Here is a 1,001-nt window from a genome sequence, read left to right as displayed (position 1 = left end):
GGACTGGTGAGCATATTCTTGGTCCGACGAAGCAAATTGTAACAGAGTCCAATTTGGAGAAGTATTTTGGTGTGCACACGGAAATTGTTCGGGGTAGGACTGGGGATGGGGTTGACGGTATTTTGCCGATTGATTTGGTTGATCGGATGGTGCATGGTTTGGGATAGATAATGATTGAAGCTCCTGGGGTTTGGGAGCTTTTTTTTGTTTAATTGAATAAATTCGCAGTTAAATGCTGGATTTTTTGTTATATAATTAAATCGGTATCGCTAGCGGGAAAAGGGTAGTTTGATTAGAGAGATTGATTCAGTACGAAAGAGATGATGTGATGAATCAACTAAAAGGGAAACTATATAAAACTTCAAAAAACTACTACTCGTATGAAGTATACGATGCTGATACGTCATTCATCTTCAAATTAGCTGCGGTTGTTATTCAGATGTTTCAGTTTACACCTACCAATCGAAATGTTGGGCTTGAACAAGTTTTCATGGACTTTGTAAAAGACGGGGTTAAGATAACTATAGGATGGGATATTTGGAGTGGTTGTTTTATAATGGCACACGATAATGCTGGTGACGCATGTGTTGATGAGATTGGTAAATATTTAGAAGTACGCTTAAATATGCTCTAGATAAAACATGGAATTAATAAGGGGGGAGTATGCATTGAAACCAAGATTAGTTCCCTTGAGAGTACCATCAGGCTGGATGGTTTCATATAACAATTTTCTTGAAACCTCTCCTAATGATTTTATGGATCATAACTATGAATACGCTTTGGAACTAGACGAAGATATTCTGCAAATGTCAAACCAACATCGAAAAAGAATTTTAGACCTTGGATGGTATCCATCTTTTAATCCTAATGGTCAATTTAGGATTATGTTAGTTGAATTGGTCGATATAGATATTCAGTCTGACAAGTGGACAACCCCTTTAGTTACTTTCAGTTCGAGGGACGTTATAACTATTAAAAAGAAAATTGATTCTCTCTTGGAG

The 1,001-nt window shown here is 36.9% G+C and carries 2 protein-coding genes; both read left to right on the top strand.

All coding sequences use genetic code 11. The features are described from left to right. Window positions 1-328: 328 nt before the first annotated feature. Window positions 329-634, top strand: coding sequence for a hypothetical protein (locus tag AC1DUA_RS38950; protein WP_477504778.1), 306 nt, complete (start codon window positions 329-331; stop codon window positions 632-634). Between the two features lie 34 nt (window positions 635-668). Further along, on the top strand, window positions 669-1,001 hold a 333-nt coding region (locus AC1DUA_RS38945; protein ID WP_477504777.1), incomplete at its 3' end, for a hypothetical protein.

Source organism: Paenibacillus sp. 01T422 (genome assembly GCF_056398785.1).
The sequence above is the reverse complement of the archived record's forward strand: the minus strand, read 5'-3'. Positions and strand labels throughout refer to the sequence as shown.

Bases quoted from the DNA above. Each gene is read 5' to 3' on its own strand.
- AC1DUA_RS38950 (WP_477504778.1), top strand. From the start codon at position 329: ATGAATCAACTAAAAGGGAAACTATATAAAACTTCAAAAAACTACTAC.